The sequence below is a fragment of the Corallococcus sp. AB011P genome, assembly GCF_003611605.1.
In the GTDB taxonomy this organism is placed as follows: Bacteria; Myxococcota; Myxococcia; order Myxococcales; family Myxococcaceae; genus Corallococcus; species Corallococcus coralloides.
Window position 1 is genome coordinate 120,602 of record NZ_RAVX01000012.1, and the last position, 14,190, is coordinate 134,791.

Here is a 14,190-nt window from a genome sequence, read left to right on the forward strand (position 1 = left end):
GGTTCATGAGGGCTTTCCTGGAGGAAATCCCCTTGAAGCGAAGCGGAACGACGCAGTTCATCTGGGCGTGCGCGCTGTGGACCCTGGGCACCGCCGGCTGTGGAAGCCCGGAGGACACGCTCGACCCTGGCGATGGCGTGACCTGGGGAACGTCCCAGGCGGCCCTCACCGTGTACGAACAAGCCGCGCTGGACACGGCCCACAACGCGGCGGGCTGCAAGCCGCTCGGCAACTTCTATTGGGAGCTCGGCAACGGGTCCGGGCTGCTCTACGGCTTCACGAAAGGCAGCGGCGTCACGGCCACGACGGTGATGCCCATCGCGTCCGCGAGCAAGTGGCTGTACGCGGGGGCCTACGTGCAGTCCAAGGGGTACGCGAACCTCACCGCGGATGAGAAGAAGCGGCTCAACTTCACCAGCGGCTATATCGACGAGAACACGACCCTGTGTGACGCCGCCGGGACGACCGTCTCCGCGTGCTACGGGCCCTCCTTCAAGGACGTCACCTACCGCCTGCTCCAGAACGGCCGCTTCTTCTACAACGGCGGGCACATGCAGAAGCTGGCCCTGGATGACATCGGCGCGCGCAAGGGCACGGGCCTCCTGAGCGTCATGGACTGGCTCAACCCCTTGCTGGGCACCACCTTCCCGGAGTCCGACAGCGACGTCGCCGTGGCGGGAGGTTTCTCCGGCAGCGCGGCGCAGTACCGCGTCTTCCTCCTGAAGCTGCTCAACAACCAGAACGCGCTGTCCTCCAAGCTGACCGTGGACTCCGTCCCCGCCTGGCCGGGAGGCCCCAACGTGGCCCACACGCCGTGGTCCGGCGCGGGCGAGGCGTACTACGGGCTCGGGCACTGGATTGAAGGAGAGAGCGTCAGTGGCACCTGGACCGTGACGGGCCACTCGTCGGCGGGGGCCTTCGGCTTCTATCCGTGGGTGAACGCCGCCAGGACCCGGTACATGGTCCTGGCGCGCAGCCGTCAGCTCGGCAACGAGGAGGGCGAGAAGTCACGCGCCTGTGCCCAGACCGTCCTCAAGGCGTACGAGACGGGCGTGGCGCAACCCTGATCACAGTCACGGGACAGGCGTGGTGACCCTTCCCGCGGCACCTCGGGCGAACATCCGTCCCAGCCACGCGTCGCGCGTCGAAATGCAGGCGCGCGCCACGTCGGACTGAGGCGCGATGTCGTAGAAGCCATGGAAGGCTCCGCCCCAGACGTGCAGCTCGCACTCGCCGCCCGCATCGAGGATGCCGCACGCATAGGCGACGGCTTCGTCTCGGAACGTCTCCCTTGCCGCGACGTCGATGAAGGTCGGCGGCAGCCCCCGCAGGTCCGTTGCGCGCGCGGGCGCGGAATAGGGAGACACGTCCGGGCCCCCGCGGCGCTCGCCCAGCACCGCCCGCCAGGCCGTCAGGTTGCTGGTGCGGTCCCAGACTCCGACGCCGTCATACCGGCGGGCGGACTCCGTCTCATTGCGGTCGTCCAGCATCGGGCATTGCAGCAGTTGCCCCAACAGCCTCGGGCCCTGCCGATCCCTGGCCAGGAGCGTGGTCCCCGCCGCGAGCCCGCCGCCGCCGCTCCCGCCGAAGATGACCAACTGGTTCGGATCAAACCGCAGCCGGTCGGCGTTCGCCGCCATCCAGACCAGTCCGGCGTAACAGTCCTCCACCAAGGTCGGCGCCGGGTGCTCGGGCGCCAGCCGGTATTCGACCGTCACGCAGACCGCATCATGCCGGAGCGCCCACTCCACGAGCGGCTTCGCTCCCGCGAAGCGGGTCCCCATCACCATGCCGCCGCCGTGGATGTGATAGACGGCCGGCCCCGGAACCGAATGGCCCTGCCGGGCAATGACCGAGACCGTGATCTCGGCGCCTTGATAACCGGGGATGCTGTAATCGACGCAGTGGACCTTCGCGTCGCCAATCAGGTCCTCCCGGGTCACGCGGCTCAAGCCCCGGAAGTGCTCCAGCTGCTCCAGCGTCATCTTCCGGGGCACATACCCCTCCAGCGCGGGCAGGAGGGCGGCCAGCTGAGGGTCGAAGTCGATGGGGTGAGCGCTCATCCTCGGAGAGGATCAAGCCTCGGCGCGCGCGTCAAACGTTCTCTGCGTTGGAACCGAGGCGAGACGAGGTCTTCGGGCCCGCCCCTGGTCCGCCCCAGCCCAACTGGCTAGCATCCATCGCCCCCGTCACCTGAAGGGAAGCCATGTCGAAGCAGTGGGTACTTTCCGGCGGCGGGGCCACCTACGTTGTCGTCCTGTGGAACGACGCGGAGGCGAAGAACACGAGCCGCCGGGTCGCTCCCGCGGTGATGCAGATGTGCCTCGACGGGTGGATGCGCACGCACCGTCAGGCGGTCCGGGAGATGTACACCGCCTGCGCGGCGACCCCGGGCTCCGCGACGTGGCCGGCCGACCCCGTGATGAAGCAGCGCCTGGCGGATGCGTTCAAGACGGGGAAGCTCGTGGGGCTGACGCGCGCCAACGCCCCAACGGTCATCAAGCCCGCCTCTCCCCTCCCCGTCCGTCCGCCGGGCGCGGATGCCCCGCCAGCGCATGGGGTGGGCATCGTCATGTGGAGCAAGTCGCCGCCCCTCCAGCTGCGCTCCAGCCCCGAGCAGGGCAACAACGTCCTCGGGAGCCTGGCGTTCAACACGCCCGTGCAGGTGATTGCGCAGATGCCCGGCGGCTGGCTGTCGGTGAGCACGCGGGACGGGCGCGTGGGCTTCGTCTCCGCCGACTACGTCTGGTCCGCGCCACGCCACCCGATGCCCGAACCGAACGCCCGGCTCCACCGGGTCGTCAGCGGCGTGAGTGGCACGGCCATCGCCATCGCGGAGACCTACTACGGCGACGTCGCGCACGCATGGGGCGCGGACCTGCGCTTCTTCGTGGCCGTGCTCGCCCAGGTCAACCGGCGGGCCATTCCCAACACCACGGCGGGCTGGAAGTCGCTCGAGTTCAAGGCCGACACATACATCTGGATCCCCAGCAAGGAGTTCGCCAAGGGGCTGCGCGGCTCGGTCAACTCGGGCTCGTACAGCTCCAACGTGGTGGACGCGTTCGCGTCCGGCTTCCAGCGGGTGGCCGAGCTGCTGAGCGACATCTGGGAGGCCATCAAGCTGTCGCTGAAGTACATCCCCGAAGCGGTCACGCGGCACGTCGAGCAGGCCCTGCGCACCGTCCTCATCGCGCTCCTCGAGATGGCGGTGGGCGCCATCCTCTTCCTCGCCATCTGCACGGCGGTGGGCGCGGCGCTGGGAGCGCTCGCGGGCGGAGCGGGTGCCGCGCCGGGTGCGGCCGTGGGGTTCGAGGTGGGGCTCGCGCTCCTGGAGTGGATGGGGTTGGCCTTCCTGGCCACTTGGATCTTCAACTCACTCAAGAAGATTGGCTCCGCGTTCGGGAAGTTCTTCAGCAAGGTGTGGGACGCGCGCGGAAACGCGCAGCGGCTGGACGAGGCGGCGCGCGAGCTGGCCGAGACCATCGGGGTCCTCGCGGGCGTCCTGGTCGAGGTCCTGGCGATGTGGGCCACGGCCAAGGGCGTTGGCGCCGCGCTCAAGGCGCTCAAGGGCACTGCGGTGGAGAAGGCCTTTGGTTCGACCCGCCTGGCGTCGTGGCTCAAGGAACGCGCCGCCAATCACTCGGCGGGCAAGTCCAAGGTGCCCGGTCCCAGCCAGCTCGCCAAACGCCTGCGTGAGCGCGAAAAGCCCCCCACGCCGACCATCGCGCAGCTCGCCGAGCAGGCCGCCCCCCTCTACGAGAAGGAGCTGGCGCCCGCCCGCAACCTGATTGCACGGGTGTTCAAGGAGATGGGCTCGGTGCAGGCGCGCGCGAAGGATCCCGTCTCCGCGGCCAACCGGTTGCAGCGCGCGGTCGACCGGTTCGGAGCGAAGGTCTCCACCGTCCAGGAGGCCATCACCAACCTCTGGGATGCCATTGGCACGCGGCTCGTCCTGTCGGACACGTCACCGGCGGCGATGACGCGGGTGGTGAACCGGCTCGCGGAGGCCATCCGGTTGGGGGAGGTGGAGGTCATCGAGATCAACAACCTCCATGGGCCCGGGGGGAAGCCCTACTTCACCGCCGAGCACCTGGAGGCGTTGCAGCTCGCGGCGTTTGAAGGAGGGAAGCCTCCCCTGCGCATCACCGAGTCCAAGTTGATGGAGAGCGGCTACACGGTGGTGTGCGCCTACCTGAAGCATGGCAACGGGGTCCGGGGCGAGCTGCAGATCATCGGCAAGGACGTGCTGGCGATCGCCAACGCCGAGCACATCCCCTACGACGTGTTGCTGGGCAAGCCGCTCGTGCGCAACGTGTCGAAGGCCGCGGAGGTCGAGCTCCAGAACCTGGTCAAGCCCATGGAGACCGCCATGTCCGCGCTGACCGAGGCGCAGCAGGCGCAATACCTCCAGTACCTCAACCAGGCCTACATCCACGCCCGCATGATGGAGCTCGGGCAGGCGTCCAACGCGCCCCCGCTGCCCCCGGGGCTGAGTCCGGTCTTGAGCATCGAACGGATCCAGGCGCTCGAGCGCTCCATCGCGGCCATCAAGGCCAAATACAAGTAACCCTGAGGAGCCCCATGCAGATCGTCCTGAACGAACAGAAGCTGCAACAGGCGATTGGCGCCGCGCTCCATGAGCTGTCGGGGCGCGCGCTCCAGGGCGTGCCCGACACGGGGGCGTTTACCGCGCTGAGCACGCGCTTCGCGGGCGGCGCGCTCGTGGACGGCGTGGGCGACGTCGAGCTCCGGGTGGCTCCGCTGAGCGGGGACAAGGGCAAGCTGGAGCGCTTCTTCGAGGTGCGGGTCTCCACCCCGAGCGGAGGCAGTCACTCCTCCACCTGGGTGTTCTACGGGAAGACGGCCGCCCTCAAGGAGGTGCTCAAGAACGAGGCGCCCCTCAAGGGGAAGATCCGCGCGGCCATTGTGGCGGAGGCGGAGTCCCTCCAGCGCCACGAGCTGGCGTGAGGGAGTGCCTCACGCGTCGCTGAAGCTCGCGGTGAGGGCGTGGTGGTCGGAGGCCGTGCCTGCGTCTATGACTTGAGCCGCGATGAGCCGCCGGGCCAGCGAGGGTGAGGCGAAGACGTAGTCGGTGCGGAAGTCGATGACCTCCCCCTCGCGTTGGCGCCGGGCGGTGGCCCACTGGGGCGAGCCCGGCTTGAGGCGCAGCGTGTCCAGCCAGCCGAAGGCCTCCAGGTCGTCGATGACGTCGAAGCGTGGTGGGTGGCCGTACTTGTCCACCCGCGCGCGGCGGACGCGATCGGCCAGATCCACCGGATAGGGGTCCGCGCGCGACAGGGAGTTGAGGTCCCCGGCCAGGATGAAGTCCAGCGCACCGAAGGCCGCGGGCTCGATCAGGGAGCGCAGGTAGCGCGCCTCCACGAAGCGCAGGGCCTCATGGTGGGAGTCGAAGTGGGCAGCAAAGAGGGTCAGCGGCTCCGCGCCCGTCTCCAGTTCGCATTCGAGGAGGCAGTGGCCGATGAAGTGGGCATTGGCGTGGGCGCGGGCCGAGCGCAGGGGCAAGCGGCTGACGACAGCGACATGGTAGCGGCTGCCGCTGGGGCGGGGCCGCGCGGTGCCCAGCCGCACGTGGGCGTCGGTGGCGGGGAGGTTGAGCGCGGCGGCGACCTGACGAAGCCGCTCGCCGTCCTCCCAACCCAGGCACTCCTGCAGCACGAGCACGTCCGGGTTCTCACGGGCGATGAGGGCCAGGAGCAGCGGCATCCGCTCCTCGCCTCCCATCAGGATGTTGAGCGTCATCACCTTCAGCGGCATGCCGGGCAGACTACTCCGCGGCATTCGGTCCTCATCCATCCAGTTGCCAGAGCGCTTCCGCTTTTGGCACCAAGAACCGTCCGACGGGCAGCAGTGGCCCCATGCCTCTCAGCCGGGCGAGCCTCACCAGCGCTGCGGCGTTCGTTTGAAGCGTCAGCGCCACGGGCAGTGTACTCCGCAGCACCCACCCACTCTGGGCCGCATGATGCAGCGCCGCGTCCCGAGTCGTCGACAACTCGAGGAGTGCATCCTGGACCCGGGCCACATCATTGACCGCAATCCCTCTCAAGCCACTCCACAATGCATCCGCCGGATGGACAAGCTCCGCCTCGACCCACTCAGACCAGGCCTCCTCCATCTCATTCGCCGCGCTATCGAACTCCAGACCCGCAAGCAAGCAGAGTTGCCGCGTCAGCAACAGCGTCGCGAGTGAGAGGTCAGGTTCGGGGAGCGCGAGTTCGAAGAAGCGTGTTCGAAAGGTGGCGACCGCCACTTCATCTCCGGCTGCGATGGCCGAGAGCAAGCCGCCACTCAAAAGCTCGCAAACGACCATCAATTGCTCACTTGCTTGAGGAGCGTCGATGCCCGTCCAGATCACGGCTGGCAGGTCTGACCGAATGAACTCAAGCCATGCCCGACGATGCTGCGAGAGGACGTGCCGCACTTCTGGGACTTCCCGCTCCTCGAGCAGGAACATTGCCCGAGCCTGTGCCTCCAGACGCGGCAGCGTCGACATCAGGTCCTCGGAACCGGGAGAGGCACGTCCGAGTTCCTCAAGCTCTTGAGTCGCGAGGGCCTGCAGTCGTGCCTCCACCATCAGCGCCATGACAACCACCCGCGCTCTTCGACATGAACGCTCGTCCTGGCGGCCAGGGGCTCATTGATCATTGATGCGTGCATAGACCCAATCCGCCCCCATCGCCCCTCCGATTCCTCCCAGGATTCCGCCCACGACGCCTCCGATGATCCCCGTGACGACCGCCCCCGGGCCTGTTGCCACACCGAGCGCGGCTCCGCCTGCCGCGAACACCTGCCCCACGGCCCAGGCTCCAGCGAAGCCTCCAGCCCAGGCCCCGGCCTCCTGCGTCGCAACCCGCGGGCGCTGAGCGGCTGGAGCACTCGCGATCCGATCAACGGACTCATAGGCGCCATACACTACCAAGACTCCGCCAGTGAATCGTAGCCCCTGAGTGGCTCGCGAAGCATATAGCTCCGCCTTGAGAGACTTGATGGGACTGATGCTCTTCGCGGGGATTGAATTGACGCCGTGGCCTTCACCATAGCTACGGACGTGGGTGCGGCTCTGATTGACGGCACTCAGGCGCTTCCGGAGTCTGTCAAGATGATTCTGTCCCCGCCCCCCACGGGACGCCTCGTCAAGCTCTCGCACCGTCGCCTGTTCGAACTTCTTCAGGTCAGCGAGAACTTCGCGAGCGCTGAAAAAGGTCCCGCCCCCCTGCTTCACCACGCGCGGGTCGATGCGAACGACCTGCCCCGTACCTCGAGTCGATGAACCCTGGATGATACGGCCCAGATTCTTTCCCGTGGAGATCCGGTCCGTTCCTACTTTGAGAACGTTGCCACCCGGTCGGGTATGCCGGAAGGTCATCTCCGCCCGACTCGATGCGGCTTTGAACGAGGAGGGACCGCCCGCCGGAGATTTGGGGACGAGGGGCTGGCCTGCCATGATCTGGGAGAGCGCGGGATCATAGGAGGCAAGGAACCGATAGTAATAGGGCCATGCGGCATGAATCAGGGCCCCTGTTGCCGCCCCATTTCGTCCATAGGAGAGGGCCGGAAACGCTTGTTCATGCTGATAGACGGGCTGCCCGAAAGCGAGTGGCATCGCGCCATACTGCCTATGTTGTGCCAACTCGGTGACTGGGTGCTCCATGGTGAAGATTGCCCATCGATGGAACCCCGCCATTCGTGTCGCCAGCTCTTGCGGTGACGGGAAGGCACCCTGGAAGCCGTAGATGACTTCGCCCGGCCCCTTGGAGCGCCCACCGGCCAACTGGGACGCAATGCGACTCCCCGAAGCTTGCCTGCTTGGAATCTGCAGCACCTGGCCCTTGAAGATGAGATTGGCGTCCTTGATCCGGTTGAGTCGGCAGATTTCTTCAATCGCGACGTCGTACCGTTTCGAGATTCCATACAGAGTTTCGCCCGCCTTGATTTTATATTGAAAGCTGGCCACTGCCCCTCCAGGAAAGCATGCATTGCATGCCAATGCCGCGCTACGATTCTAGCGTTCGATTGCCTATACAAAACGACCCTGGATGACTGGTGCGAGATAGCGCTTGACCAGAACCTCATGGGTTCGTTACCCGCCTCGCCCCTGTGAGCGCGAGTTCAGAATCCCCATCTCCAGAGGAGCCGCACGCGGATGATCGCCGCAATTTGGCTGGAGGCGTTCGCACGGCTCCCATCGGATGAAGGACAGGAGGCGGACGCCACGACCCAGCTGTTCAGGCAGGTCGAGGGCGGGCAGCCCCTGCTTGAGGCACGTCCTCCGCCATGGAAGGCTCGCTGGATGGAAAACCAGGAGAGCGGTGGCCTTCGAAGCGTGTTGCTGACGCAGCTGGATACGGCCTGGGCGCTCACCCAATACCATCTCAACGGGCTCACGACGCGGGAGTGCCTGCTCCGGCCTGCGCGGAAGGGCCTGCACGTGGAGCAAGGCACGGACGGCGTCTGGCGCGCGGAGTGGCCGGAGTCAGAGGGCTATGACATCGGGCCCGCGTCCATCGCCTGGCTGACCTGGCACATGGGTTTCTGGTGGTCGATGGTGCACGACCACTCGTTCGGTACCGGCGCACTGAAGCGCGAGGACGTGCACTGGCCCGGGACCGCCGAGGGCGTCCAGGCCTGGATTGCGCGCCTGCACGACCAGTGGCGCACCTCCGTCATGGGACTGGACGAAGCAGAGCTGCACGCGTCGAAGCGCACCCGCTGGCCCCTGGAGGGCAGGCCCTTCGCGGACATCGTCGCGTGGGTGAACCTGGAGCTGATGAAGAACGCGGCGGAGCTGGGCTACGCGCGCTTCGTCCTGGCCGTGGCGGAGAGATAGGGTCGGCTTGACTACGCATAAGCATCGACTTATGCGTTGCGCATGCAGCGTGTGGCCGTGGCCGAGAACAAGATCTTCCAGGCGCTGGCGGACCCGAACCGCCGGGCGATTCTCGTGTCACTCACGCGTGGCGAAGCGGCGGTGAAGGACCTCACGGCGCGATTCGACATCTCGCAGCCCGCGGTCTCTCAGCACCTCGCGGCGTTGAAGGACGCTGGCCTGGTGAAGGGCCGGCGTGAAGGACGTTGCACCTACTACCGGGTGGATCCTCGCGGAATGAAGCCGCTCATCGACTGGATCGCGCACTACCGCGCGTTCTGGTCGGAGCGCGTCGACCGCCTCGAACAACTGCTGGAGAAAATGGACCCATGACCTCCTCCGACAAGACCGCGACTCAGCGCCGTTCGAACCCCGCGGACAGCCATGACCTGATCCGCGTCCAGGGCGCTCGCGAGAACAACCTGAAGGACGTCAGCGTGGAGCTGCCCAAGCGGCGGCTCACCGTCTTCACGGGCGTCTCCGGCTCCGGCAAGTCGTCGCTGGTGTTCGGCACCATCGCCGCGGAGTCGCAGCGGTTGATCAACGAAACCTACAGCGCGTTCGTCCAGGGCTTCATGCCCACGCTGGGCCGGCCCGAGGTCGACGTCCTGGAAGGACTGACCACCGCCATCATCGTCGACCAGGAGCGCATGGGCGCGAACTCCCGCTCGACGGTCGGCACGGCGACCGACGCCAACGCCATGCTGCGCGTGCTGTTCAGCCGCCTGGGCAAGCCGCACATCGGTTCATCCAACGCCTTCTCCTTCAACGTCCCGTCGGTCCGCGCCACCGGCGAGATGACCGTCGAGAAGGGCGAGGGCAGCAAGACGGAGAAGAAGGTCTTCAACGTCACCGGCGGCATGTGTCCGAAGTGCGAGGGCATGGGGCAGGTCAACGACATCGACCTGACCCAGCTGTACGACGACAGCAAGTCGCTCAACGAGGGCGCCCTCACCATCCCAGGCTACAACGTGGACGGCTGGCTCGTGCGCATCTTCGGGGCCTCGGGCTTCATCGACCCGGACAAGCCGATCCGCAAGTACACCAAGCAGGAGCTCCACGACTTCCTCTACAAGGAACAGACCAAGGTGAAGGTCGACAAGATGAACCTCACCTACGAGGGGCTCATCCTGCGGATCCAGAAGTCGTTCCTGTCCAAGGACGTGGACGCGATGCAGCCGCACATCCGTGCGTTCGTGGAGCGCGCGGTCACGTTCACCTCCTGCCCCGAATGCAAGGGCACCCGGCTCAGCGCGGCCGCCCGGTCCTCCAAGATCAAGGGCATCAACATCGCCGACGCCTGCGCGATGCAGATCAGCGACCTGGCCGAGTGGGTGCGCGGCCTGGACTCGCCGTCCGTCGCCCCGCTGCTGGCGTCGCTGCGGCACACGCTCGAATCGTTCGTGGAGATCGGCCTGGGCTACCTCAGCCTCGACCGGCCTGCCGGCACGCTGTCGGGCGGTGAGGCGCAGCGCACCAAGATGATCCGCCACCTCGGGTCCTCGCTCACCGACGTGACCTACGTCTTCGACGAGCCGACGGTCGGACTGCACCCGCACGACATCCAGCGGATGAACGAGCTGCTGCTGCGGCTGCGCGACAAGGGCAACACCGTGCTCGTGGTCGAGCACAAGCCGGAGATGATCGCGATCGCCGACCACGTCGTCGACCTGGGCCCCGGAGCCGGCACCGCCGGTGGCGAAGTGGTCTTCGAAGGCACCGTCGAGGCGCTGCGCTCGAGCGACACGCTCACGGGGCGCCACCTGAGCGACCGGGTTGCCCTGAAGTCGTCCGTGCGCAAGCCGTCTGGCGTCTTGAAGGTGCGCGGCGCCAGCACGCACAACCTGAAGAAGGTCGACGTCGACATCCCGCTCGGTGTGCTGGTGGTGGTGACCGGCGTGGCCGGGTCGGGCAAGAGCTCGCTGATCCATGGCTCGGTGGGAAACCGGGACGGGGTGGTGTCCATCGACCAGGCTCCGATTCGCGGCTCGCGGCGGAGCAACCCGGCGACGTACACCGACATGCTGGAGCCGATCCGCAAGGCGTTCGCGAAGGCCAACGGCGTGAAGCCTGCCCTGTTCAGCGCAAACTCCGAAGGCGCCTGCCCGACCTGCAACGGCGCCGGCGTCATCTACACCGACCTGGCGATGATGGCGGGCGTCACCACGGTCTGTGAAGACTGCGAAGGCCGGCGGTTCCAGGCGTCGGTGCTGGAGTACAAGCTCGGCGGGCTCAACATCGCCCAGGTGCTCGACCTGCCCGTGAAGGATGCGGTCGCCTTCTTTGGCTCAGGCAAGGCGCAGACGCCGGCCGCGTCCGCGATCCTCCAGCGCATGGCCGACGTGGGCCTCAGCTACCTCCGGCTCGGCCAGCCGCTCACCACGCTGTCGGGTGGCGAGCGGCAGCGGCTCAAGCTCGCGACACACATGGGGGACGAAGGCGGCGTCTATGTGCTCGATGAGCCGACCACCGGACTGCACCTGGCCGACCTCCAGCAGCTGCTCGGGCTGTTGGACCGGCTGGTCGACTCCGGGAAGTCCGTCATCGTGATCGAGCACAACCAGGCGGTGATGGCGCACGCGGACTGGATCGTCGACCTGGGACCGGGCGCGGGCCACGACGGCGGACGCATCGTGTTCGAAGGCACCCCGGCCGACCTGGTCGCGGCGAAGTCGACGCTGACCGGCAAGCACCTGGCGGAGTTCGTCGGAGGCGCATCGAAGGCTGCCTCTGGGAAGGCACCCGAGCCGACCCGGGCTCGCGCCCAGAAGAGATCTTAGGGAGCCGGGTCTCCGGGCCCCCCGCGCGACGGAATGATAGCGTCCCCCCGGCAGTCGTCCCGACACCGGGGGAATCATGGCAATCACGATGTCACCGCAGGAGTACGCCACGGCGTTCCGCCTGCTCGCTGCGTCCGCAAGGCATCCGACGAACATCCACCAGATCGTCACGGAGCGACTGTTCCCAGGTCTCCCCGAGCACCCCACCCTGCTGGATGTCGGAGCGGGGGCGGGCAAGGTCGCGGAACGGCTCGCGCCGCATTTCGGCTCGCTCACCCTGCTCGAACCCCACCCCGAGCAGAGCTCCGGCTTCCATCATGAGAAGGCGACGGTCATCCCTGCCTCCCTGGAGCGGTACGCCTCCAATGACAGATATGACCTGGTCGTCTGCTCGCACGTCCTGTATCACGTGCCTGTCTCAGAATGGGGCGGCTTCATTGACAGACTGCTCGGCTTCGTGCGGCCCGGCGGCAGCTGTCTGATTGTGATGGCCGCCGCCCGGGGGCCGACCCATGCGATGTGCCGCGAGTTCTCCGACACCCTGCACTTCAGCGAGGAGGTCGTCGCCGAGCTGCGGCGGAAGCACCTGCCCCACGAGGCGATCGCGACGATGAGCGGGTTCGCCGCGCAGACCTTCGAGGAGATGTACACGCTCTGCCGCTTCCTCGTGCTGGAGGGGTGTTACACGGCCGCGCAACTGGCGGCCCTGAACCCGGACGAGGCGGCAAGGCTCGATGCGCGAATCCGCGCGCATGCCGAGCGGTGCCAGCAGCCTGACGGAACGTACCAGCTGGAACAGGATGAGGATGTGATCCTCATCCCCCGGTAGCCGTCACGCCGACCTTGGAGGCGACCTCTTCCAGGACGTCGCGGGGAAGGTTCAGGGCCCGGCTGAACTCCGTCTTGAGGGCAGCCGGCACCGGAGGCTCACGCGCGTCGACCGCCGTGAGCACCCGCTCCGCCCACGAGAGGAAGGCAAGCCCCTGCCGCGCCAGGGATTGGGCGAAGGGAAGAAACGCCACTTCGACCCGGGGCGTGATGGGTTTCTCCGAGGCGCTCCGGTCCTCCATGCTCAGGAGGACCGATGAGAACGCGGAACTCCGCCTGGAAGGGTGAGGGAGCCATGGGGAAGAACGTAACGCATCCTCCTGCATGGACAGTGTCTGGAGGGGAATCCGGGCGACAGGGAGTCTCCCGCGTATCCTGGCGCGATGAATGCCCTTGCCCTGCTCGCCCTGGTGGTCCCTGCCGCGTCGCCTGAAGACGGCTCGCCGCAACCCTGGTTCACGGTGGGCCCGCTGCTGAGCGCGAGCCGCCGCCAGGAGGACACCACCTGGGGCGTGGGCCTGGAGTCCACGCTCAACCTGGCGATGCACAACAACAGCATGCGCTCCTTCAAGTCAGGCGCCGTGGGTGTCTTCGGGCAGGGCCAGTGGATGGACGGCGACCACGCACGGCTGTGTGGTGGAGTCCAGGGGACCTTCCTGATCTTCGGACTGGAGACCGGCGTGGCCCACGAGACGGGGACGGCGGCCCACCGGCCCACGACGTCGCTCCACCTGGCGCCCTTCCTCGGCTTCGTCTACGGCTCCGTGGGCGTCCGCTTCAGCCTCCCCTTCCAGGACGGGCGGGACCTGTCGGGCCGCCTCCCGTATGGCCGGGAGATTGGCCTCACGCTGACCCTCAAGAAGCCTTTCTCCCCCATGCTCTGATTCACCGCGTCCATGAAGCCCGAACCCACGGAAGTGCTCCACCTCCTCTTCGATGAACAGGGCCAGCGGGTGGGCGACGTGGCACCGGTGAGGTGTGGCCTGTGCGGCGCACCCGCGCGCGGACGGACGCTCGCCTCGGGCATGCTGGAGGGCGGTATCGGCTGGGATTGTCCCTGTGGGGCCCGGGGCGTCCGTGTCGAGCTGATGGACCTGGACGAGGTGTATCCGGACGTCCTGGAGGCCTGGGGGCTCAAGCCCGCCGAGCCCGCCCTCTCCGCCCCACCCGAGCCCGTGGGGGAGTCAGGCTTTCTGTTCGCGAGCTACGTCGATGGCCCCGGCCTGCGCACCCAGCTGTTCGACGAGGCGCGACGACAAGGTGCCCAGGTCGCCGCATCCCAGGTGCGGGTGCGGATCACCACGCCCAGGCAGACCTTCCCGGACTGGACCTGGGATGTGCTCTGGGCACGGCCTGTCTCCCAGCGGAACTGAGGTGCGCTCGCGGCCCGGCGCCTTGCCTTGCGCCGGGCGTTGAGTCGCTGCGGGGTTCAGCTCTTGATGGCGGCGGAGCCTTCCTGCTCCGGATGCTCCTCACTGCAGACCTGGCCGGATGCTTCGTCCCGCGGCTCTTCGTCGCGGGTGGCCACCGAAGGTGTGGGTTCCGGCTTGAAGCAGCGGCCGATGCAATCTCCTCCCCACCGGCTACACGTGATCCACCCGCCCTGATCATGGGTGCAGGACGTGTTGCAGGGAGTCGCACAGGTACATGCGGTCTCACATGATTCCGCACGGGCTGAGGCGATCGGGGCGAGTGTGA

14 protein-coding genes are annotated in these 14,190 nt (G+C 67.2%); 9 read left to right on the top strand and 5 right to left on the bottom strand.

Going from position 1 to position 14,190, the window contains the following annotated elements; all coding sequences use genetic code 11:
* Positions 1–32: 32 nt before the first annotated feature.
* Entirely contained in the window at positions 33–1,067 is a 1,035-nt protein-coding gene (locus D7X30_RS26715; RefSeq protein ID WP_120565795.1) for a hypothetical protein, read from the top strand.
* 6 nt (positions 1,068–1,073) lie between these two features.
* On the opposite strand, the gene D7X30_RS26720 is transcribed toward D7X30_RS26715, so the two are convergent.
* Complete coding sequence (locus tag D7X30_RS26720; protein ID WP_120565796.1) at positions 1,074–2,063, bottom strand: alpha/beta hydrolase fold domain-containing protein; 990 nt, start codon at positions 2,061–2,063, stop codon at positions 1,074–1,076.
* Positions 2,064–2,206: 143 nt separating this feature from the next.
* Here D7X30_RS26720 and D7X30_RS26725 point away from each other — a divergent pair, with 143 nt between their 5' ends.
* Both D7X30_RS26725 and D7X30_RS26730 read left to right on the top strand, forming a co-directional pair.
* Complete coding sequence (locus D7X30_RS26725) at positions 2,207–4,567, top strand: SH3 domain-containing protein (RefSeq protein WP_120565797.1); 2,361 nt, start codon at positions 2,207–2,209, stop codon at positions 4,565–4,567.
* A gap of 14 nt (positions 4,568–4,581) precedes the next feature.
* Positions 4,582–4,968, top strand: coding sequence for a hypothetical protein (locus D7X30_RS26730; protein WP_120565798.1), 387 nt, complete (start codon positions 4,582–4,584; stop codon positions 4,966–4,968).
* Positions 4,969–4,977: 9 nt separating this feature from the next.
* Here D7X30_RS26730 and D7X30_RS26735 read toward each other — a convergent pair whose 3' ends face one another.
* The 3 genes from D7X30_RS26735 to D7X30_RS26745 are packed head-to-tail and all read right to left on the bottom strand — an operon-like array spanning position 4,978 to position 7,972.
* On the bottom strand, positions 4,978–5,799 hold the full coding sequence (locus D7X30_RS26735; RefSeq protein ID WP_233591796.1) for an endonuclease/exonuclease/phosphatase family protein: 822 nt from the start codon (positions 5,797–5,799) through the stop codon (positions 4,978–4,980).
* A 7-nt stretch (positions 5,800–5,806) separates the two neighbouring features.
* On the bottom strand, positions 5,807–6,601 hold the full coding sequence (locus tag D7X30_RS26740) for a hypothetical protein (protein ID WP_147443323.1): 795 nt from the start codon (positions 6,599–6,601) through the stop codon (positions 5,807–5,809).
* A gap of 51 nt (positions 6,602–6,652) precedes the next feature.
* Positions 6,653–7,972: a LysM domain-containing protein gene (locus tag D7X30_RS26745; RefSeq protein WP_158619398.1), complete on the bottom strand. Its 1,320-nt coding sequence runs from the start codon at positions 7,970–7,972 to the stop codon at positions 6,653–6,655.
* A gap of 336 nt (positions 7,973–8,308) precedes the next feature.
* Here D7X30_RS26745 and D7X30_RS26750 point away from each other — a divergent pair, with 336 nt between their 5' ends.
* From D7X30_RS26750 to D7X30_RS26765, 4 genes are all read left to right on the top strand, one after another.
* Entirely contained in the window at positions 8,309–8,845 is a 537-nt protein-coding gene (locus tag D7X30_RS26750; RefSeq protein WP_120565893.1) for a DinB family protein, read from the top strand.
* A 42-nt stretch (positions 8,846–8,887) separates the two neighbouring features.
* Positions 8,888–9,217, top strand: a complete 330-nt coding sequence (locus tag D7X30_RS26755) for a helix-turn-helix transcriptional regulator (protein WP_120565802.1) — start codon at positions 8,888–8,890, stop codon at positions 9,215–9,217.
* Complete coding sequence (locus tag D7X30_RS26760; RefSeq protein WP_120565803.1) at positions 9,214–11,664, top strand: excinuclease ABC subunit UvrA; 2,451 nt, start codon at positions 9,214–9,216, stop codon at positions 11,662–11,664. The genes D7X30_RS26755 and D7X30_RS26760 overlap by 4 nt, the downstream gene beginning before the upstream one ends.
* 76 nt (positions 11,665–11,740) lie before the next feature.
* Positions 11,741–12,493, top strand: a complete 753-nt coding sequence (locus D7X30_RS26765) for a bifunctional 2-polyprenyl-6-hydroxyphenol methylase/3-demethylubiquinol 3-O-methyltransferase UbiG (RefSeq protein WP_120565804.1) — start codon at positions 11,741–11,743, stop codon at positions 12,491–12,493.
* Here the strand turns inward: D7X30_RS26765 and D7X30_RS26770 are convergent.
* Positions 12,480–12,734, bottom strand: a complete 255-nt coding sequence (locus D7X30_RS26770; protein ID WP_120565805.1) for a hypothetical protein — start codon at positions 12,732–12,734, stop codon at positions 12,480–12,482. The two genes, D7X30_RS26765 and D7X30_RS26770, sit on opposite strands and share 14 nt — an antisense overlap.
* Before the next feature lie 141 nt (positions 12,735–12,875).
* Here D7X30_RS26770 and D7X30_RS26775 point away from each other — a divergent pair, with 141 nt between their 5' ends.
* Positions 12,876–13,376 (top strand): hypothetical protein, encoded by a 501-nt coding sequence (locus D7X30_RS26775; RefSeq protein ID WP_120565806.1) that lies wholly within the window; start codon positions 12,876–12,878, stop codon positions 13,374–13,376.
* A 12-nt stretch (positions 13,377–13,388) separates the two neighbouring features.
* Complete coding sequence (locus D7X30_RS26780) at positions 13,389–13,865, top strand: hypothetical protein (RefSeq protein WP_120565807.1); 477 nt, start codon at positions 13,389–13,391, stop codon at positions 13,863–13,865.
* Positions 13,866–14,190: the final 325 nt, after the last annotated feature.